Origin of the sequence: Klebsiella sp. I138, assembly GCF_051131765.1 — a bacterium.
Lineage (GTDB): Bacteria > Pseudomonadota > Gammaproteobacteria > Enterobacterales > Enterobacteriaceae > Klebsiella.
Genome location: NZ_CP180447.1, coordinates 3,085,210 through 3,104,020, shown reverse-complemented (window position 1 = coordinate 3,104,020; position 18,811 = coordinate 3,085,210). Strand labels below are relative to the sequence as shown.

At 54.7% G+C, this 18,811-nt stretch carries 17 protein-coding genes, 2 tRNA genes and 1 rRNA gene; 9 read left to right on the top strand and 11 right to left on the bottom strand.

Annotated features, from left to right (window positions below; all coding sequences use genetic code 11):
* Positions 1-29: 29 nt before the first annotated feature.
* The 3 genes from rrf to dkgB all read left to right on the top strand — a co-directional run bounded on the left by rrf (position 30) and on the right by dkgB (position 1,306).
* Positions 30-145 (top strand): 5S ribosomal RNA (gene rrf / locus ACMYSK_RS14510).
* Between the two features lie 98 nt (positions 146-243).
* Positions 244-320, top strand: a tRNA-Asp gene (locus tag ACMYSK_RS14505).
* 164 nt (positions 321-484) lie between these two features.
* Positions 485-1,306 (top strand): 2,5-didehydrogluconate reductase DkgB, encoded by an 822-nt coding sequence (gene dkgB, locus ACMYSK_RS14500; protein ID WP_434636296.1) that lies wholly within the window; start codon positions 485-487, stop codon positions 1,304-1,306.
* A 33-nt stretch (positions 1,307-1,339) separates the two neighbouring features.
* On the opposite strand, the gene yafC is transcribed toward dkgB, so the two are convergent.
* A complete protein-coding gene (gene yafC, locus ACMYSK_RS14495; protein ID WP_434636294.1) occupies positions 1,340-2,242 on the bottom strand; it encodes a DNA-binding transcriptional regulator YafC in 903 nt (300 codons plus the stop codon).
* 104 nt (positions 2,243-2,346) lie between these two features.
* Between yafC and ACMYSK_RS14490 the strand changes: the two genes are divergently transcribed.
* The 3 genes from ACMYSK_RS14490 to ACMYSK_RS14480 all read left to right on the top strand — a co-directional run bounded on the left by ACMYSK_RS14490 (position 2,347) and on the right by ACMYSK_RS14480 (position 5,290).
* Positions 2,347-3,534 carry an MFS transporter gene (locus ACMYSK_RS14490; RefSeq protein ID WP_434636292.1) on the top strand — a complete coding sequence of 396 codons (1,188 nt, stop codon included), beginning with the start codon at positions 2,347-2,349 and terminating at the stop codon, positions 3,532-3,534.
* Between the two features lie 103 nt (positions 3,535-3,637).
* Positions 3,638-4,435 carry an endonuclease/exonuclease/phosphatase family protein gene (locus ACMYSK_RS14485; RefSeq protein ID WP_434644126.1) on the top strand — a complete coding sequence of 266 codons (798 nt, stop codon included), beginning with the start codon at positions 3,638-3,640 and terminating at the stop codon, positions 4,433-4,435.
* An 84-nt stretch (positions 4,436-4,519) separates the two neighbouring features.
* Positions 4,520-5,290: a class I SAM-dependent methyltransferase gene (locus ACMYSK_RS14480; protein WP_434636290.1), complete on the top strand. Its 771-nt coding sequence runs from the start codon at positions 4,520-4,522 to the stop codon at positions 5,288-5,290.
* A 49-nt stretch (positions 5,291-5,339) separates the two neighbouring features.
* Here the strand turns inward: ACMYSK_RS14480 and mltD are convergent, their stop codons facing one another.
* On the bottom strand, positions 5,340-6,707 hold the full coding sequence (gene mltD / locus ACMYSK_RS14475; protein WP_434636288.1) for a murein transglycosylase D: 1,368 nt from the start codon (positions 6,705-6,707) through the stop codon (positions 5,340-5,342).
* Positions 6,708-6,778: 71 nt separating this feature from the next.
* Positions 6,779-7,534 carry a hydroxyacylglutathione hydrolase gene (gloB, locus tag ACMYSK_RS14470; RefSeq protein WP_434636286.1) on the bottom strand — a complete coding sequence of 252 codons (756 nt, stop codon included), beginning with the start codon at positions 7,532-7,534 and terminating at the stop codon, positions 6,779-6,781.
* Between the two features lie 33 nt (positions 7,535-7,567).
* On the opposite strand from gloB, the gene ACMYSK_RS14465 reads away from it, so the two are divergent.
* Complete coding sequence (locus tag ACMYSK_RS14465; protein WP_434636285.1) at positions 7,568-8,290, top strand: class I SAM-dependent methyltransferase; 723 nt, start codon at positions 7,568-7,570, stop codon at positions 8,288-8,290.
* Here ACMYSK_RS14465 and rnhA read toward each other — a convergent pair.
* Positions 8,287-8,754, bottom strand: coding sequence for a ribonuclease HI (gene rnhA / locus ACMYSK_RS14460; RefSeq protein ID WP_004858198.1), 468 nt, complete (start codon positions 8,752-8,754; stop codon positions 8,287-8,289). The two genes, ACMYSK_RS14465 and rnhA, sit on opposite strands and share 4 nt — an antisense overlap.
* A 64-nt stretch (positions 8,755-8,818) precedes the next feature.
* Between rnhA and dnaQ the strand changes: the two genes are divergently transcribed.
* Positions 8,819-9,550 (top strand): DNA polymerase III subunit epsilon, encoded by a 732-nt coding sequence (dnaQ, locus tag ACMYSK_RS14455; protein WP_434636282.1) that lies wholly within the window; start codon positions 8,819-8,821, stop codon positions 9,548-9,550.
* 132 nt (positions 9,551-9,682) lie between these two features.
* Positions 9,683-9,759 (top strand) — tRNA-Asp (locus ACMYSK_RS14450).
* Positions 9,760-9,833: 74 nt separating this feature from the next.
* On the opposite strand, the gene ACMYSK_RS14445 is transcribed toward ACMYSK_RS14450, so the two are convergent.
* The 7 genes from ACMYSK_RS14445 to fadE all read right to left on the bottom strand — a co-directional run bounded on the left by ACMYSK_RS14445 (position 9,834) and on the right by fadE (position 18,712).
* Positions 9,834-10,259, bottom strand: coding sequence for an ion channel (locus ACMYSK_RS14445; RefSeq protein WP_434636281.1), 426 nt, complete (start codon positions 10,257-10,259; stop codon positions 9,834-9,836).
* Between the two features lies 1 nt (position 10,260).
* Complete coding sequence (locus ACMYSK_RS14440; RefSeq protein ID WP_434636280.1) at positions 10,261-11,283, bottom strand: hypothetical protein; 1,023 nt, start codon at positions 11,281-11,283, stop codon at positions 10,261-10,263.
* Between the two features lie 12 nt (positions 11,284-11,295).
* Positions 11,296-12,390, bottom strand: a complete 1,095-nt coding sequence (locus ACMYSK_RS14435; RefSeq protein WP_434636278.1) for an HlyD family secretion protein — start codon at positions 12,388-12,390, stop codon at positions 11,296-11,298.
* A complete protein-coding gene (locus tag ACMYSK_RS14430) occupies positions 12,387-13,910 on the bottom strand; it encodes an efflux transporter outer membrane subunit (RefSeq protein WP_434636276.1) in 1,524 nt (507 codons plus the stop codon). The genes ACMYSK_RS14435 and ACMYSK_RS14430 overlap by 4 nt, the downstream gene beginning before the upstream one ends.
* On the bottom strand, positions 13,900-15,027 hold the full coding sequence (locus ACMYSK_RS14425) for an AI-2E family transporter (RefSeq protein ID WP_434636274.1): 1,128 nt from the start codon (positions 15,025-15,027) through the stop codon (positions 13,900-13,902). Before ACMYSK_RS14425 ends, ACMYSK_RS14430 begins: the two co-directional genes overlap by 11 nt.
* A gap of 286 nt (positions 15,028-15,313) precedes the next feature.
* Complete coding sequence (locus ACMYSK_RS14420) at positions 15,314-16,084, bottom strand: amidohydrolase (RefSeq protein ID WP_434636273.1); 771 nt, start codon at positions 16,082-16,084, stop codon at positions 15,314-15,316.
* Positions 16,085-16,267: 183 nt separating this feature from the next.
* The gene (fadE, locus tag ACMYSK_RS14415; RefSeq protein WP_434636271.1) at positions 16,268-18,712 is read right to left on the bottom strand and encodes an acyl-CoA dehydrogenase FadE; all 2,445 of its coding nucleotides are present in this window, start codon (positions 18,710-18,712) and stop codon (positions 16,268-16,270) included.
* Positions 18,713-18,811 lie beyond the last annotated feature (99 nt).

Here is an 18,811-nt window from a genome sequence, read left to right as displayed (position 1 = left end):
GCAGAGATGCGGGGTGGAAACAGAATTTGCCTGGCGGCAATAGCGCGGTGGTCCCACCTGACCCCATGCCGAACTCAGAAGTGAAACGCCGTAGCGCCGATGGTAGTGTGGGGTCTCCCCATGTGAGAGTAGGGAACTGCCAGGCATCAAATTAAGAACGCAATCACAGCGATGTTGTGACTGGTTCGAAGGTTAAAGCAGTAAACCGGGGTGACAACCGGTAGCAGTAAAACAGTATTCGGTGGAGCGGTAGTTCAGTCGGTTAGAATACCTGCCTGTCACGCAGGGGGTCGCGGGTTCGAGTCCCGTCCGTTCCGCCACTTATTAGAAGCCCTGAGCACCTGCTCAGGGCTTTTTTTATTTTCCAGAACGTCTATTTTTGCTGATTGAGCAAATATCCTCTGCGTTTATCGATCTTTTTCTGCCAAATTACACCAGCCATAATGACCTCAGATCGCTAACATTAAGAAAAAAGAGGAATTTTATGGCAATCCCTGCATTTGGTCTTGGAACCTTCCGCCTGAAAGATGACGTTGTTATCGCATCAGTGAAAACGGCGCTGGAACTGGGTTATCGTACGATTGATACCGCTCAGATTTATGATAACGAAGCCGCGGTTGGCCAGGCTATCGAAGAAAGCGGTGTGGCGCGTGATGAACTGTTTATCACCACCAAAATCTGGATTGAAAATCTAAGCCCGGACAAACTTATCGTCAGTCTTAAAGAGAGCCTGCGTAAGCTGCGTACGGATTATGTCGATTTGACGCTGATCCACTGGCCGTCGCCGAACGATACTGTTGCAGTTGAAGTATTTATGCCTGCGCTACTGGAAGCGAAAAAGCAGGGCCTGACCCGCCAGATCGGCATCTCTAACTTCACGATTCCGCTAATGGAGCGTGCAATTGCGGCCGTTGGTGTTGAAAATATCGCGACCAATCAGATCGAGCTATCCCCGTACTTGCAGAACCGGACTGCGGTGGATTGGGCGACAGCGCACGGTATCCACATCACATCATATATGACATTAGCATATGGCAAGGCGTTGAAAGATGAAGTGATTGCGGGTATTGCCGCGAAGCATGGTGCGACCCCTGCGCAGGTTATTCTGGCCTGGGCGATAGGTGAAGGCTACGCCGTGATTCCGTCTTCCACGAAGCGCGAAAATCTGGCAAGTAATCTTAAAGCTCAGGATCTGCATCTCGACGAAGAGGATCGTCAGGCGATCGCCGCGCTGGATTGCAACGATCGTCTGGTTAGCCCGGAAGGCCTGGCGCCTGAGTGGGACCGCTCGTCTGAATTAGCGTGACTTTCAGGCTGGCTGTGCGAACAGGTCTCTTTATCACAGCTCCCTCGGGAGCTGTTTTACGTGTTCGCTAAGAAAGTCGATAAATGCCCTGATTCGCGTACTCACCGCTCTGTCACTGTAATAAACCGCACTGAACGGCATTTCAACCGGCAGGCGCTTCTCGGCCAGTAGTTCAACAAACTCCCCGCGCGCAATCTCCTGGTTGACCATATAGTCAGACAGACAGGCAATACCATTCCCCGCCAGGCAGAGCTGCTTAAGGGTTTCCCCGCTGTTTGATGAAATCTCACAGCTTACTTCCAGCAGCTGCCCGTCACAGCACGAAACGGGCCAGGTATTCAGGGAGACAGGTTCGGTAAAGCCCAGACACAGATGGTCTTTCAGGTCAGCAACATGTTGTGGCGTACCACGACGAGCCAGATAGTCTGGAGAGGCGATAATTTTCCTGTAGCTGTTAAAAAGCGGCCGTGCCCGAAGGCTGGAATCCGTTAATGTGCCAGCACGGATCGCGACGTCAACTTTACGCTCAATCAGATTGATAAAAGTTTCCGATGACACCAGGGCCAGAGTCATTTCCGGATAACGCTCACGAAAAGGCTTCACCAGCGGCATCAGGAAATGCAGCATTACCGGCGTGGCAGCATCAACACGTAACAACCCCCGTGGCGTCGTTCTTGTCTCCAGAAGCTCGTTCTCGGCCGCCGCCATTTCCTGCAGGACGACCTGCATACGACGAAAATAGCGCTCTCCCTCTTCGGTCAGACTGAGCTGACGGGTCGTCCGGTTCAACAGGCTGACGCCAAGTTTAGATTCCAGCTTTTTTACCGCCCGGCTAACGGCGGAATTGGCCTGTCCCAGCTGTTCAGCGGCCCGGCTAAAGCTCCCGCTTTCAACGACGGCGATAAAGATGGCAATCTCTTCTGAAGTGGCTCTCATTATTGCACCTGTAGCAAAATTCTATTGAGACTTTGATAGTTTTTGTTATTTAAACATCGCTTCATACTACGTGTCATCTTAATCCTGATGACACGGAGTAAATTATGCCACTGGCGCTACTTGCCTTAACAATCGGTGCCTTTGCTATTGGCACCACGGAATTTGTGATTGTGGGTCTGGTTCCCACGATTGCTGAACAACTGGCTATCTCACTGCCTTCTGCCGGCCTGCTGGTTTCTATCTATGCACTAGGGGTTGCCATTGGAGCGCCGGTACTGACCGCGTTGACCGGGCGTATGCCGCGTAAACAACTGCTGCTGGCACTGATGGTGCTCTTTACCGCCGGCAATCTGCTGGCCTGGCAGGCTCCCGGTTATGAAACGCTCATCTTTGCCCGTCTGCTGACCGGGCTGGCACACGGCGTGTTCTTTTCTATTGGCTCTACCATCGCGACGAGCCTGGTACCGAAAGAGAAAGCCGCTTCAGCTATCGCCATTATGTTTGGTGGCTTAACCGTTGCCCTGGTGACCGGCGTGCCGATTGGGACTTTTATTGGCCAACATTTTGGCTGGCGCGAAACCTTCCTCGCCGTTTCGATTCTCGGCGTTATTGCCCTGGTGAGCAGTCTGGTTTTGGTTCCGAATAATATACCTGGCCGCGCCAGCGCAAGCCTGCGCGATCAGGTCAAGGTCCTGACCCATCCGCGTCTGTTAATCATTTATGCTATTACGGCATTGGGATATGGCGGCGTTTTCACCGCATTTACTTTCCTCGCCCCCATGATGCAGGACCTGGCTGGTTTTAGCCCGTCAACGGTGAGCTGGATTCTTCTGGGATATGGTATCTCAGTGGCCATCGGCAACGTCTGGGGCGGTAAGCTGGCTGATAAGCATGGGGCCGTCTCTGCACTGAAGTTTATCTTTGCTGCGCTGGTTGTACTGCTTTTGGTATTCCAGTTTACCGCCAGCATTCAGTATGCGGCGCTGGCAACGGTGCTGGTCATGGGCATTTTTGCTTTCGGCAACGTACCTGGGTTACAGGTCTACGTGGTGCAAAAAGCTGAACAGTATACGCCGGGCGCGGTAGACGTTGCCTCCGGGCTCAATATTGCCGCGTTTAACATTGGTATTGCGTTAGGCTCGGTGATTGGTGGGCAAACCGTAGAACGCTATGGGTTGGCCGAGACGCCGTGGATAGGGGCCGTCATTGTCTTCGCCGCGCTGCTGTTGGTTGTTCGTAGTGGCCGCCTGGATAAATATCGGCCCGTAAAGGCGGCTATCGTCGAAGGATAAAGGTTTCTCGCGAATTGCATTGAAAGTGCCTGTGAAAGTCCCTATAACAGAAGAACCAGCCGCAGTCAGGCTGGTTTCCTGTTATCGAGGTTTGATGCCCAAATTGCGAAAGAATACTTATGCTATGCGCTATGTCGCCGGACAGCCCGCGGAGAGAATTTTGCCTCCGGGGTCGTTTGCAAGCGTGAGCCAGGCATTTCCTGCCGGTGTACCGTTAAGCACTGATGAAAAGATCCGCGTCCTCGTGTGGAATATCTTTAAGCAGCAGCGCGCTGAGTGGAAGTCCGTTCTCAAGAACTTCGGTAAAGATGCCCATCTGGTGCTGTTACAGGAAGCACAAACCACCCCTGAAATGGTCCGATTTGCGACAACTAACTATCTGGCGGCCGATCAGGTCCCGGCTTTAGTCTTACCGCAGCACCCCTCCGGCGTGATGACGCTGGCTTCAGCTCATCCGGTTTACTGTTGCCCGCTGCGGGAACGCGAGCCGATCCTGCGGTTGGCAAAGTCTGCGTTAGTGACCGTTTATCCACTGCCAGATACGCGTCTGCTGATGGTTGTTAATATTCATGCGGTTAATTTCAGCCTTGGCGTTGATGTCTATAGCAAGCAGCTGCTGCCAATTGGCGATCAGATTGCCCACCACAGTGGGCCGGTCATTATGGCCGGTGACTTCAATGCCTGGAGCCGCCCGCGAATGAATGCGCTCTATCACTTTGCGCGCGAAATGTCGCTGCGCGAAGTCCGTTTCCCTGACGACCAGCGCCGCCGTGCGTTCGGTCGCCCGCTCGATTTCGTGTTCTATCGGGGATTAAGCGTGCACGATGCTTCCGTGCTGGTGACGCGCGCCTCTGACCACAATCCGCTACTAGTCGAATTCAGTCCCGGCAGGCCTGATTAATAAAGGTACGTCAGGCCTGCCATCGGGCGGGCCTGTGCAAATATGGTGCCGCCTTTATTATTCAAACAACCCAAGGACAACACAATGACAACACGCTCTCATCATGACAACGTCGAAAAGCAATTTGGCTCGCAGGCAAGCGCTTACCTGACCAGTGCCGTTCACGCATCCGGGCGCGATCTGCAGCGGCTTGCCGCACGACTGGCCGATTTTCCCGATGCACACGTTCTGGATATGGGATGTGGCGCCGGGCATGCCAGCTTCACGGCGGCGGGGCAGGTGGCAAAGGTCACTGCGTATGATTTATCCAGCCAGATGCTGGAGGTTGTTGTACAGGCCGCACGGGATAAGGGGCTGTCGAACATTGCCACTCAGCAAGGTTATGCCGAAACGCTGCCGTTTACGGATGCCAGCTTTGATGTGGTGATTAGCCGCTATTCTGCCCACCACTGGCATGATGTTGGTCAGGCGCTGCGTGAAGTCAAACGCGTTCTGAAGCCAGGCGGAGTGATGATCATTATGGATGTGATGTCGCCCGGGCACCCTGTCCGCGATATCTGGCTGCAAACCGTTGAAGCACTGCGCGATACGTCCCACGTTCGTAACTACTCCAGCGGCGAATGGCTGGCGTTAGCGAATGAGGCCGGGCTGGCTGTCCATCATCTGTTGACCGACCGCTTACCGCTGGAGTTTGCCTCGTGGGTGGCGCGTATGCGTACGCCTGCGCCGCTGGTGGAGGCGATCCGTTTGTATCAGGAGAGTGCCTCCGCGGAGATAAAAGCCTATTTTTCCTTGCAGCAAGACGGCTCATTTACCAGCGATACGATTATGTTTGAAGCGCATAAAGCGGTTTAAAACAAAAAAGGCACCGGAATCCGGTGCCTTTTTCTAATAAGCCGTTCTGTCAGGAGTCTGGTCTGTCACTGTTCTTCACGTACAGCGTCAGCTGATCGCCAGGTTTCAGGTCATCAGTGCCGTTGTTCCAACGCATCACATCACGCGTATTCACGCCATGACGCTTCGCGATGCTCGACAATGAATCGCCTTTCCGCACGCGATAGGTGATGCTATCGCTGTTGTTGGCAAGGCGCTGTGCACTGTTACCCGCGCCAACCACCAGGTTCTGACCAACTTTCAGGCCCGACCCACGCAGATTATTCCACTGCTGCAGATCTTTCGTCGATACACCAAGACGAGATGCAATCCCGGAAACCGTATCGCCTGAACGGACCTTATAGCTGCGGCTGGTCAACGGAGAGTTGTCCGCCAGCTGCGTAGGTTGTACGGCTGCAATATCACCTGAGGCCAGGGATTCACGCAGCTTAGCAGCGTGTTTCTGTGGCACCATCACGTACTTTGGCCCGCTTGCACCGAGTGTTGACCCTTTGACGCCGGCATTGAACGTTTTCAGCTTACCGACAGGCATACCTGCCATATCTGCCAGCTGGCTAATCTCAACCGGAGCATCGAGGCGAACACGCGCCAGCGCACGGCTTTCGTCTGCTGTCGGCAGCTTCACGCCATAACGCTTGCTGTTTTTGAGAATATCACTCAATGCCAGCATTTTAGGTACGTACACCTTGGTTTCCCGCGGTAATGGAAGCGACCAGAAATCGGTGGGTTTACCACGCGAACGGTTGGCTTTCATTGCCTTCAGTACCCGACCTTCGCCGCTGTTGTACGCTGCGACAGTTAACAACCAGTCGCCGTCGAACATCTTGTTCAGACGCTGCATCATGTCCAGTGCCGCCGTTGTAGAAGCGACGACATCACGACGCGCATCGTAGCTGCGGGTTTGTTTCAAACCATAATTGCGCCCGGTGCTCGGAATGATCTGCCAGATGCCTGCGGCATTGGCGCCAGACGTTGCGTGCGGGTCAAAAGCGCTCTCCACTATGGGTAGTAATACCAGTTCCATTGGCATGTTACGTTTCTTAACTTGCCCGGCTATCCAGTACATATACGGCTCTGCCCGTAAAGTTACATCGTGGAGATAGCTCTTATTACTTAAATACTTCTGTTTCTGTTCGCGAATCCGGGGATTTTCCGGAATTCCCATCTTTAGCTCGTCGCCTATGGAAGTCCACAGATCCTGGTCTTGCGCGTAGAAGGTTCCATCATCTAACCAGCGCGCTTGACTTGTGAACTTACCTGCTTCCCCTTGACCAGCTGCAGAAAGGCTCTGTGCGTGCTGTTGGACGTTACCATCGTTTTTAGACGACTGGCACCCCACCAGCAGGACAGAGGCGAGTAAAATCGCTCGTGCCTTCATGTGTGTGTCAATAGTTGCTTAAAAGACGAGCAAGAATAACGGTGAAGGCTACGAATGACAAGAGTTAAATGTCAGAAGTCGTCTTTCTTTGACCTTAACCAGGCAAATCTCTGCACAGAGTGTTGCAAATTTGTTTCTTTGGATATTTCTTTAATTAAATCATTGTCATCCGTGCGTAAAAAAATATTTATACGCCGCTCATTTTTCAGAGTTACGGGGAGTGTTTTTTGTTTTTTTACGCGTAACTCATTCACTTTATGATAGTAATCGTTTATGTCCACATCATGTGGCAGGATACTCAATGCAAACTTCATATTTGCTAAAGTATACTCATGTGCGCAACAAATCAGAGTATCCTCCGGAAGTGCATTTATTTTTTTAAATGATTGATACATCTGCTCTGCTGTGCCTTCGAAAAGCCTGCCGCAGCCGCCGGAGAACATGGTGTCGCCACAAAACAGATAAGGTTCGCTGTAGAAACAGATGTGTCCTAAAGTGTGACCGGGCGTAGAAAAAATAGAAAATTCGTGGCCCAAAATTGTCACCCGATCGCCATCGGCCACGAGGTGGGTGGTTCCTTTATCCTGGGTTTCTGCCGGTCCGTAAACGACAAGTCCGGGGAATTTATCCCGCAGTTGCTTTACGCCGCCAACATGGTCGTGGTGGTGGTGAGTCAGTAAAATGGCCTCAGGCTGCCAGCGGTTGGTTTCGATTGCGGCCAGTACCGGCGCCGCTTCGCCGGGATCGACGATCAGACAACGCCCGTTATCCTCACTAAGAACCCAGATGTAGTTGTCCTGAAATGCAGGAATGCTGATAAGATTCATTAATTACCTCTCAAAGCGTAGCGGAAGGTTGCGATGAAGCCGGCAAGGATACCTCAGACAGTCACAGCGCCCGAGCATTGGTCCAGTATGCCTTGGGGCGAATACTATCGCGAATCGCTGGAACGGCAGATGAAACCGTGGCTGGCTAAATTATATGGCTTTCATTTACTTAAGATTGGCAATCTGAGCGCGGAAATCAACACCGAAGCTTGTGCTATTTCTCATCAGGTGAACGTTTCGCTACAGGGAACGCCGATTCAGGTCAAAGCCGATCCGCTGCATCTTCCCTTTGCTGAAAAGTCGGTTGATGCCTGCCTGCTGTCGCACACTTTACCGTGGTGCAGCGATCCGCATCGTTTGCTGCGCGAAGCCGACCGGGTACTGATCGATGATGGCTGGATGATTTTGACCGGGTTTAATCCCGTTAGTCTGATGGGGTTGCGTAAGCTGGTGCCGGTATTGCGTAAGACTGCGCCCTATAACAGCCGGATGTTTACGCTGACGCGCCAGCTGGACTGGCTGGCGTTGTTGAATTTTGAGGTGCTCCATCACGGCCGGTATCAGGTTCTGCCCTGGTCCAGACACGGTGGCAAGTTACTCAGCGATCACCTGCCGGCGCTCGGCTGCTTGCAGCTGATTGTTGCCCGAAAGCGGACCATCCCGCTGACGTTAAATCCGATGAAATCAGGCAAAGCCAAAACGCCGCTGCGCCAGACGGTTGGCGCCACGCGGCAGTGGCGCGACGGGGGAAATTAGCTTTCCGGCTGGTACCCGGTATCACTCTGCGTTGGGCTTGAGGCGGCGGCGCGCGCCAGCTCATCGCAGCGTTCATTTTCCGGGTGACCGGCGTGGCCCTTGACCCATTCCCATTTGATTTGATGTTGGCCGAGCGCGGCATCCAGGCGTTGCCAGAGATCGACATTTTTAACCGGCTTCTTATCCGCAGTTTTCCAGCCGCGTTTTTTCCAGTTATGAATCCACTGGGTAATCCCCTGGCGTACATACTGGCTGTCGGTGCTGAGAATTACTTCGCACTGTTCTTTCAGCGCTTCGAGGGCGACAATTGCCGCCATCATCTCCATCCGGTTATTGGTTGTGAGGTGATAGCCCTGACTAAAGATTTTTTCCTTCCCGCGATAGCGTAAAATCGCCCCATAACCACCGGGCCCTGGATTTCCCAGGCATGAACCATCGGTGAAAATTTCTACCTGTTTAAGCATCTCTGGTAGACTTCCTGTAATTGAAATCGATAGGTAAACGGCAAGTCTGACATAAATGACCGATATGAGCACTGCAATTACGCGACAGATTGTCCTCGATACTGAAACCACCGGTATGAACCAGATCGGTGCGCATTACGAAGGACATAAGATCATCGAGATCGGTGCGGTGGAGGTGATTAACCGCCGCCTGACCGGGAACAACTTCCATGTTTATCTAAAACCGGACCGGCTGGTGGACCCGGAAGCATTCGGCGTTCACGGGATTGCCGATGAATTCCTGATGGATAAACCGGTGTTTGCGGATGTTGCCGACGAGTTTATGGACTATATCCGCGGCGCCGAGCTGGTCATCCATAATGCCTCGTTTGATATCGGCTTTATGGACTATGAATTCAGCAAGCTGAATCGCGGCATTCCGAAAACCAATACGTTCTGCAAAGTGACCGACAGCCTCGCACTGGCGAGGAAAATGTTTCCTGGCAAACGTAATAGCCTGGACGCGCTGTGCTCACGTTATGAAATAGATAACAGCAAGCGAACGCTGCACGGGGCATTACTCGATGCCCAGATTCTGGCCGATGTGTATCTGATGATGACCGGTGGTCAGACGACGATGGCATTTTCAATGGAAGGCGAAGGGCAGCAGCAGGCCGGAGATGCGGGAATACAGCGGGTTGTCCGCGCAGCCAGCAAATTGCGCGTGGTTTACGCCACTGATGAAGAGATTGCGAACCACGAATCCCGACTCGATCTGGTGCAAAAGAAAGGCGGGAGCTGCCTGTGGCGCGCCTGATTCGTTGAATTATGCTGTAAAAATCACCCGCCGGGTGATTTTTACAGCAAACGATTCAAAAGTGAAGAAAAAGCGTTGACGGCGTTACGGGGAATCCGTAATATTCGCCTCGTTCCCAAGGGAACAGTAAGTGGAGCGGTAGTTCAGTCGGTTAGAATACCTGCCTGTCACGCAGGGGGTCGCGGGTTCGAGTCCCGTCCGTTCCGCCACTATTCAGAAAGCCTGAATCAGCAATGATTCAGGCTTTCGTCGTTTCTGCATCAGCAAAATATATTTATTGATTTCATTTCATATATTTCAATTGCTTACGGATGTGATGCTGCATGACAGCCAGCATGCAGGCTCCGGACAGGCCGATCATCAGCGCCCCGTTGACCGCCTCCAGTGGGCCGAGCAACTTCCATTTCGCGCTCATGACGACATCGCCATAGCCCAGCGTCGCGAAATTAACGCCGGAGTGATACACCGCATCCAGCAGCGTCGGAAACTCCCCCAGCCAGACAAACAGCACTCCCCACAGCAAAATTTGCAGCAGATTGCCCATCAAAATAATGATAATCGTGCCGAAAAGCGCCAGCACGCCGGCAAACAGCCCCTCTTTACTGTGAAAACGCTTAAGATAAAAGCGGATACACCAGACGGAAACCAGAGATTGCAGAAGCATATTACACAGGATGACGGGCATGCCCGTCATCAGCGGAAGCAACATGTTAATCTCCTGAATGAAGTTCTGTTGAGGATGAATCAAGGGCGTGCCAGCGCTCAAGAATGGCGATGCAGGCCCAGCCATAGAACGCGATGATGAGATATAACGCGCAGCGCATTGCCGCAGCTGTCCAGACATCTTTGCCTGAAGCACTGTCCTGAATCGCCGGGCCGAACAGAATCAGGGCGGTTATCCAGACATTGCTCCAGAAAGAGGGGGGAAACCGACCGACCACCAGGCGAACCAGACGCCGGGCAACCCACAGGCTGGCCAGGCTCAGCCAGAGGACCAGCATCAACAGCGACGGCCAGAGGCTAAGCCCGAACCACAGCCCCAGCGCCAGCAGCGCACCCATCAGCGTCGAGAGTACCAGTTCTTTCCCTGAGGATTTCGTCGTGAGCGTTGTTGCCTGCTGCGCCAGTGCGACGGTTTTCATGACTGCCGGGATGTAGAACGTCGGGTGACTCAATGCCAGAAGCCAGACGGGAAGCACGATAATCACCGCCCGTAGCGCCCTGGCGTGGGGCGAGTTGACGGTCTGTGATTTCTTAGCGGGCGGGCCCGGGCTTTGCTGAGGAGGGAATAACGCCACCGTCAGCCCGTTAACCAGCGTACCAATGATAAAACCGATCCCCAGCATTTGCGCCAGGCCGATCGCCAGCGCCTGCTCGATAAGCCCGGCGATGGGAATAACGGCGATCGCCACCACCAGTAGCATCGACTGCGTAGCCTTTCCCCGAAGGCCCATTAGCATCAGTTGATACAGCAGCAGCGCTGTGAACAGCACGCCAGGCAAGGCGTAGTAGGTCAGTAATGGCACCATCAGAACGCCACCGGTCATCGTTACTATCAGGAGAAAGCCCACGACGATGCCCTTTTTCAACGGCAGAGGCTTTCCCTGACACAGGACTATCCAGGCCATGATGCATCCGAGATGCGGCATCGGCAGTGCGCTGGCATAGCAGATCAACGCAGCCAGCGCGGTTCCACAGCTTATTCTCAGTACGGCACGATCCCCGTTATGCATGGTGCATGTACCCTAATAGAGCCAGGAGAACAGACTCATGACGCGGATATACAGGTAGCCGAAAAGGTTCAGCAGACTACCGCCGCTGGTATAAACCAGCACATCCGCCTGGCCGCCGACCCGAAGGCTGGTGGGAGGTGGAACATCATCTTTTACAAAGGCGATTTTCACCGGGAAGCGCTGCGCCTGACGAAGCCAGTCGCGGTTGTTATCCACCGTGGGCAGCCCTCCTGCCGGGGGTGTTTGCGACGCATTGATACCATAGCCGATGCTGAGTACCCGGCCGGTGAAAATGTGCCCCGGCATGCTATCGAGAAGAATCGCCACCTCATTACCTGGCCTGATACGACCGAGGTTGTTTTCGGTCATGTCCGCGTTGATCCAGACATCGTTGATGGCAATCAACGTCATCACCGGGGCACCCGCGCCAACGAACTGACCGACCTCGGTGCGTAAGTCGGTAATCAGCCCGCGGCTGCCGGCGAGCACGGTGCTTTTGCTGCGGTCCAGTTCGGCTTTATGAACCGCCGCCCGGGCGCTTAACAGCTGAGAGTTATCGTCACCGGCCGCACCAGCGGCTTCGATGGCCCGACGCACGTCGGCAGCGGCAGCGGCCATCTGGCTACGAGCGGTCTCCCGTGTGGCCTGGGCAATCTCCAGACGACGGACGGAAATCGTACCGGGATCTTCACGATAGAGGCGCTCCTGGCGCTCGGCATCCTTTGCGGCATTCTGGTAAGCCGTGGTGGCGGCCTCCAGGCCGGCCTTTGCCGCGACAACGCTTTCGCTGTTGGCCTTCACGGAGCTGAGAACCGTGGCATAGTCCGAACGAGCACGCGCCAGGGCGATATCATAAGGCTCCGGGTCTAGCTCAAACAGCGGTTCACCTGCGGCAACCCGCTGGTTATCACGCACATACACCTTTTTAATTTGCCCGGTCACTTCTGCCGCGACCGGAATGACGAATGCCTGTACCCGGGCCTGAGAGGTGTACGGCGTCACTCTGTCCATGACTAAATAAAAACCGAGCAGCAGCACGATCAGCACCACCAGACCGATGGCCGTACGACGGCTGGCCTGGCCCGCCGAAGAAGAAGTGGCGTTCATGGCGAAGGTCCTTCTGAAGGGTTAGGGGCAAGTGGAAGCGGGGTATTCAGCAGCGGCAGCCAGTTGTCACGCTGGCGCAAGTGTGATTCCGTAGCGGCATCGACCAGCGGGCGTGTTCGTCCGGTTTCCCAACCGCCCCCCAGCGCTTTATAAAGTGCGATCAGGTCGCGCATTGCCGCTCCCCGGCTGCTGACCAGACGTTCCTGTTGGTTAAACAGCGCACGCTGGGAGTCGAGGACGCGCTGAAAATCGGCCATCCCTTCCCGGTATTGCGTGTTGGCGATTTCGAGGGAGCGACTGGCGGCTTTTCCCGTTTGGGTTAACAAAACAATTTCATCTTTATCATTTGCGTAGGCGATGGCCGCATCGTCGACTTCACGCGCCGCCTGAAAGACGGTATCGCGATAGCGTTCGTGAAGCTGGAGAAAGCGGGCATCCTGGACCAGAACCTGATTCCCCAACCTTCCTTGATCCAGCAGATTCCAGCTGAACGTTGGGCCTGCCGCCCAGCTAAGCGTCCCGTTGCTCCCCGTCCGACCGCTTATTCCAACGCTACCGATCAGCGAAATGGACGGATAGAGTTCACTTTCCGCAACGCCGATAAGCGCCGACTGCGCGGCCATCTGTCGTTCGGCGGTTCTGACATCGGGCCGTCGACGAAGGAGATCCGCAGGAAGTTCGGTGACTAAAGAGAGTTCCCCCAGCGGAATATCTCCCGTCTGGCTCGCCATTTCCGGCAGCGGGCCGGGTTTTCGCGCCAGCAGTGCGCTCAGGGCATTCTGGCTTTGCGCCAGGCTGGTTTCCAGCTGGGGAATCGTAGAAAGCGTGGAGAGGTATTGGGTTTTTGCTTGCTGAACGTCCAGCTCTGCGCTGTTGCCGCTGAGGAATAGCCGCTCGGTTATCTGCAGGCTACGCTGTTGGATCTTCGCGTTGCTGCGGGTAATTTGCAGCCGGGCTTCCAGCATACGGATATTGACGTACCACTGTGCCACTTGGGCGGCCATCAGCACCTGAATATCATCGTACTGCGCAAGCGTGGCGAAATAGCTGGCATCAGCAGATTCCACGCCGCGCTGAAACTTGCCCCAGAAATCAATTTCCCATCCCAGATTCACGCCGGCGCCGTAGCGGGTCCCCGAATGATAATTTCCCGATTGCTGCTGGCCGGTGCGAATCAGCTCGCCGCTGCCGATTGTCGCCTGCGGCCCCAGCAGACTCTCGGCAATACCCAGCTGCGCCCGGGATTCAAGCAGGCGTAAACCGGCGATTTTGACATCCGGGTTTTTGCGCAAAGCCTCATTAATCAACGCCGTTAAGGTCGGGTCGTTGAGCTGCGTCCACCATAAGGCGTAACCGGCATGCGTCGACCGGGAAGCCATCCGCTGCGTGGCCGGCTGCCAGTGGGTCAGCTCCGGCGTTTTTGGCGGATGATAGTCCGGCCCCAGCGTCGTGCATGCGCAGAGAACAAGGCAGGCGCCGCCGGTGAACAGGAGGCGCCCGGTAAGCCGGTCATTGAACATCTTTGTCGTCCGGAACGACGGCAGTCAGGCTCTCGCCAGCCAGCCCATCGTTGACCCAGGACATGAAGATGCGATAGCCGATAGAGAGTAAAGTCGCGCCGATAAACATGCCGAGAATGCCGCTGGCCGCCATACCGCCTAATGCGCCAAGCAGTACGACCGGCATAGGCGCATCGACGCCGCGACCGAGCATCAGTGGCTTAAGCACGTTGTCAGCCATACCGGCGACTATCAGCAAAATCGTGTAGACGATGTTCATGGCGGTTCCGTGGTCGCCGAGGCTCCACATCAGAGCAATGGCCGGTGCGGTCACCAGAATGACGGGGATCTGAGCGATCCCGAGAATCAGCGCCAGAATAAAGAAGATCCCGACAGCCGGAATACCCGCCACGATCATCAGGACGCCCACCAGCAGCGCCTGAATAAGCGCGACGCCGATAACGCCTTGTGCCACCGCACGGATCGTGCTGGTGCACAGTTTCACCAAAGACTGCCCTTTTTTCTCATCCGTCAGGCGGATGGCAATGCGTCGGGCGCTGTCCGACCCGGCGGCTCCCCAGGTCATGATAATGCCCGCCACGATGAAGGAGAGGATAAAACCAAGCAATCCTCCGCCCATGCTGGCAAGAATGCCGAGGGTCGTTTTCGCGATATCTCCTATCTGAGTGCGATAATTGCTGATTAGCCCCGGTAAATCGTTGGAGGCTTTTAGCCACAAGATGCTAATTTTATCTCCGACGATGGGAATGGCGGCGATATGCGCCGAAGGGGGCGGAATGACGAAAGTTCGGCCGCTGAGTTTATCAATCATCGCGCTGACGCTTTCTCCGAGAGAGCTTATCATCAGCACAGTGGGGACCACGATTAACACAATGCCTAGCAGGACTATCAGGGTAGAAGCCCAGCCCTGTTTTCCTCCTAGCTTCGCTGCAAAATACTGGTGGAGAGGATAGAGGGTGACCGCCAGGATAACGGCCCATAGCATCATATTAATAAACGGAGAAAACACGGTATAGCAGAAGGAGGCTAATGCCAGGATAAGTCCAAAACGAATGAACATATCCAGAAAACGGGCAACCAGTCTTTTTTCAACAACAAGTAGATTATTATTTTCCATGATGGTTTGTTCTCGCTGATAATGCGCGCACAACCGTACCGGCCGGGCAATAAAGCCGGACCAGGACAGAGATGGAATCGTTTTAAAATTACTGAAATTTAATTGAAAATGAATCTCGTTCTTGTTGAATTATATCCATTTAATTAGTGTAGAACAGAAAGTAATTTGTCCGGAAAAAAATTATATATTCCGGTTACGCTGGCGGCTGGTGGGCGAAAAAGAGGAGAGGAAGGGTATCTAATTATAAAGCGAGTTCCCCTCGGTTAACGAGGGGGAGAAAGGGCGATCAATTCAGCGTGAACGGATCCGCATCCTGCCAGGCCGGAAACTTCTCCCGGTACTCTTTGAGCGCTGTCAGCGACAGTTCTGCGTCCAGTCGCGTAGCCTGATGAGGTTCCGCCGTTGCCAGTATCTCACCTTGCGGGCTGATAATACGGCTATCGCCGCGGTAGTGATGGCCGTTGCCATCGGTGCCGACGCGGTTACAACCGGCAACGTAGGCCAGGTTCTCGATTGCCCGTGCTACCAGCAGGGACTGCCAGTGCAGTGAGCGCGGAGCGGGCCAGTTGGCAACGTAGAGCGCTAAATCATAGTCGTTATGGTTACGTGACCACACCGGGAAGCGCAGGTCGTAGCACACCAGCGGCAGAATTCGCCAGCCGCGCCACTCAAAAACGACCCGTTTATTGCCCGCCTCATAATGGTGATGTTCTTCAGCCATGCGGAACAGGTGTCGTTTGTCATAGAAGTGCGTTGTACCACCGGGCTCTACCAGCAAGAAACGGTTAACCGGCCCGCGCTCGGTTTGCAGGGCTGCGCTCCCGGCAATCAGGGCATTTGTTTGCGCGGCTTTAGCCTGCATCCAGTCAACAACGTTTTTCTGGGACATCGACTGCTTTGCGGCTTCCATGGCGAAGCCGGTTGTGAACATTTCCGGTAACACAATCACGTCACGTCCGGTAATGCCTTCCAGCTGACGGTCGAAATGACGCAGGTTGGCGGGACCGTCCATCCAGACCAGCGGTTGTTGCAACAACGTAATTTTCAAGCCAGGCACAGTGTTGAACTCCATCATCATGAGGGCATCAAGGTAATTTTAACACCATATCAGTCTCTTGCTGCCCAGCGGAATATGTTGTTAAAAAAATGATAACGCAGGCAGGGAGAATGTCGGCCAGAGGGGAAAAAGAAAGGCGGGGAAAATCCCCGCCCTGGTCGTGATGTGGTGACTCTTTTTGTTTTATGCGGCTTCAACCTTGCGGACTTTCTCCGGTAACTTTACCGGTTTGGTCGCCAGCTCATCTGCGGCGAAATCGTCAACGTTAATACTGCGCAGGCGACTGGTTTCAGCACGGATCAGAATATCGGCTTCATCCTGATTAATTAAACCTTTCACCAGCGCGTTGCGGGCCAGCTCATCCAGACGGGTAAACGGCAGGTTTTTGCCCAGCTCTTTGCAAATACGCTGATGAATCGGGTCGGCGGCCATAACGTCGAGCAGGGCCTCTTCCAGCAGACCAACCGGGTTATGTTCACTCGGGGTCAGATACTGCCCGCGGCCGATGCGGGAGCGCGTCGCGCTCGGTACCTGCAGAATTTTCGCCACTTTATGATCCAACTTATCGGACGGTGCGTTGTAATGGCGGCCGGTCGGGAAGATGGCGATACGCATAACGCCGGCAACAAAACGATTCGGGAAGTTCTTCAGCAGGTCGTCAATGGCCTGTTCCGCCTGATACAGCGCATCCTGAACGCCCCAGTGAACCAGCGGGAGGTCAGCTTCACTGCGTCCTTCATCGTCATAGCGCTTCAGCACCGCAGAGGCGAGATAGAGCTGGCTCAGAACATCGCCGAGACGGGCGGAGATACGCTCGCGCCGTTTCAGGCTACCGCCCAGCACCGCCATGGAGACATCAGACAGCAGCGCCAGGTTCGCGCTCAGACGGTTCATGTGCTGGTAATAGCGGCGAGTGGCATCTCGGGTCGGCGTGCTGCTGGTCAGCCCGCGGGTCAGCCCCAGCCAGAAGCTGCGGACTTTGTTGCTGCCAACGTGGCCGATGTGCTTAAACAGCAGCTTGTCGAAAGCGTTAACATCGTTATTCTGCGCGGCGGCCATTTCATCGAGCACGTACGGATGACAACGAATCGCCCCTTGACCGAAGATCATCATACTGCGGGTCAGGATATTAGCCCCTTCCACGGTGATGGCGATGGGCGCCCCCTGATAGGCGCGGGCCAGGAAGTTACCTTCGCCCAGCATAATGCCTTTTCCACCGGTGATATCCATAGCGTCAATAATTGAACGCTGGCCGCGATGGGTACAGTGGTACTTCACGATTGCCGACAGCACCGCCGGTTTCTCTCCCAGCATAATGCCGTAGGTAATCAGTGAGGCGGCGGCGTCCATCACGTAGGCGTTACCGGCAATACGCGCCAGAGGCTCTTCGATACCCTCCATTTTACCGATGGAGATTTTGAACTGACGACGAATATGGGCATAGGCGCCGGTCGCCATCGCCACGGATTTCAGTCCGCCGGTGGCGTTAGACGGCAGGGTGATGCCGCGTCCTACGGACAGACATTCAACCAGCATACGCCAGCCTTGTCCGGCCATACTCGGGCCGCCGATGATGTAATCGATCGGAACGAAGATATCTTTACCCTGGGTCGGGCCATTCTGGAACGGCACGTTCAGCGGGAAGTGGCGACGGCCAATTTCGACGCCCGGGGTGCTGGTCGGGATCAGGGCACAGGTGATACCCAGCTCTTCGTCACCGCCTAACAGACGGTCAGGATCGGAGAGTTTGAACGCCAGCCCCAGTACGGTGGCAATAGGTGCGAGGGTGATGTAGCGTTTGTTCCAGGTCAGGCGCATACCCAGGACCTGTTCGCCTTGCCATTCACCCATGCAGACGACGCCGCTGTCCGGGATGGCCCCGGCATCAGAACCTGCTTCCGGGCTGGTCAGCGCAAAGCACGGGATTTCCTGGCCACGCGCCAGACGCGGCAGGTAGTGGTTTTTCTGCTCTTCAGTGCCGTAATGTTGCAGCAGCTCGCCCGGGCCTAAGGAGTTTGGCACGCCGACGGTAATCGCCAGAATACCGGAAACGCCGGACAATTTTTGCAGCACGCGAGACTGAGCGTAAGCGGAGAACTCCAGGCCGCCATACTCTTTCTTAATGATCATCGCAAAGAAGCGATGCTCTTTCAGGTAGGCCCACAGTGCCGGCGGCAGATCGGCCATTTCATGGGTGATTTCAAAATCGTTCGCCATACGGCAGGCTTCTTCTACCGGACCATCGATGAACGCTTGTTCTTCGGCGGTCAGGCGTGGCTGCGGGTAATTGTGCAGCTTTTGCCAGTCTGGCGTCCCGCGAAACAGGTCGCCTTCCCACCAGGTGGTGCCCGCGTCGATGGCTTCTTTTTCGGTACGCGACATCGGCGGCATCACCTTACGGAATGCGCGAAATGCCGGTGCCGAGAAGATTGACTTACGCATCGGCGAGAAGTTGAACGGCAGCAGAATAATCGCCAGCGGCACCAGCAGCCAGATATTCCACAGCCCGGCAACGCTAAGCGCTGCGGTCCAGGCGAGCAAAATTGCACTGCTTAGCAGGAGATTAATTCGGTGATAGAACAGCGCACCGAGTAGAACAACGGTTGCAACAATACTCAAAATCATCATAGAGAAATGCTCCCTGTCTTGTAGGAGGTCTGACCACTTGTGATGATATGGTTGTAGTGGATGTTATCGGCTTTAGCAATGTGTTTACAAAATAATTAC

Excerpts from the sequence above, each read along its gene's own strand:
- dkgB (WP_434636296.1), top strand. The coding sequence starts at position 485 with ATGGCAATCCCTGCATTTGGTCTTGGAACCTTCCGCCTGAAAGATGAC.
- yafC (WP_434636294.1), bottom strand. The coding sequence starts at position 2,242 with ATGAGAGCCACTTCAGAAGAGATTGCCATCTTTATCGCCGTCGTTGAA.
- ACMYSK_RS14490 (WP_434636292.1), top strand. The coding sequence starts at position 2,347 with ATGCCACTGGCGCTACTTGCCTTAACAATCGGTGCCTTTGCTATTGGC.
- ACMYSK_RS14480 (WP_434636290.1), top strand. The coding sequence starts at position 4,520 with ATGACAACACGCTCTCATCATGACAACGTCGAAAAGCAATTTGGCTCG.
- mltD (WP_434636288.1), bottom strand. The coding sequence starts at position 6,707 with ATGAAGGCACGAGCGATTTTACTCGCCTCTGTCCTGCTGGTGGGGTGC.
- gloB (WP_434636286.1), bottom strand. The coding sequence starts at position 7,534 with ATGAATCTTATCAGCATTCCTGCATTTCAGGACAACTACATCTGGGTT.
- ACMYSK_RS14465 (WP_434636285.1), top strand. The coding sequence starts at position 7,568 with ATGAAGCCGGCAAGGATACCTCAGACAGTCACAGCGCCCGAGCATTGG.
- rnhA (WP_004858198.1), bottom strand. The coding sequence starts at position 8,754 with ATGCTTAAACAGGTAGAAATTTTCACCGATGGTTCATGCCTGGGAAAT.
- dnaQ (WP_434636282.1), top strand. The coding sequence starts at position 8,819 with ATGAGCACTGCAATTACGCGACAGATTGTCCTCGATACTGAAACCACC.
- ACMYSK_RS14445 (WP_434636281.1), bottom strand. The coding sequence starts at position 10,259 with ATGTTGCTTCCGCTGATGACGGGCATGCCCGTCATCCTGTGTAATATG.
- ACMYSK_RS14440 (WP_434636280.1), bottom strand. The coding sequence starts at position 11,283 with ATGCATAACGGGGATCGTGCCGTACTGAGAATAAGCTGTGGAACCGCG.
- ACMYSK_RS14435 (WP_434636278.1), bottom strand. The coding sequence starts at position 12,390 with ATGAACGCCACTTCTTCTTCGGCGGGCCAGGCCAGCCGTCGTACGGCC.
- ACMYSK_RS14430 (WP_434636276.1), bottom strand. The coding sequence starts at position 13,910 with ATGTTCAATGACCGGCTTACCGGGCGCCTCCTGTTCACCGGCGGCGCC.
- ACMYSK_RS14425 (WP_434636274.1), bottom strand. The coding sequence starts at position 15,027 with ATGGAAAATAATAATCTACTTGTTGTTGAAAAAAGACTGGTTGCCCGT.
- fadE (WP_434636271.1), bottom strand. The coding sequence starts at position 18,712 with ATGATGATTTTGAGTATTGTTGCAACCGTTGTTCTACTCGGTGCGCTG.